Annotated in this window: 1 pseudogene; it reads left to right on the top strand. The window is 61.5% G+C overall.

What is annotated here, in order from left to right:
• Positions 1 to 252 (top strand): annotated as a pseudogene (locus tag SB764_RS42885) (chemotaxis protein); the annotation flags it as partial.

The raw sequence follows: 252 nt of genomic DNA, 5'->3' as shown, positions 1-252 counted from the left end.
GGGGCGGACGCCATATCGCTGTTGAAAGGTCGGGCGACCACAATTCGCTCCGCAATTGAAAAGGACATCACCACCATCGTTGACGTAAATGTGGCGGGATCGGTCCGCGAAGGCACGGCGGCAGGCCAGGCGTATTCGCATGCTGTTGCCCTTGTGATCGGACTGATCGTCGCTGCATCGGCAATTGCGCTGTCGTTGGCTTTGCTCATCGCGCGCGGCCTCGCAAGGCAGCTTGGCGGTGAGCCACGCGAC

Origin of the sequence: Paraburkholderia sp. SIMBA_027, assembly GCF_046535315.1 — a bacterium.
Lineage (GTDB): Bacteria > Pseudomonadota > Gammaproteobacteria > Burkholderiales > Burkholderiaceae > Paraburkholderia > Paraburkholderia tropica.
The sequence above is the reverse complement of the archived record's forward strand: the minus strand, read 5'-3'. Positions and strand labels throughout refer to the sequence as shown.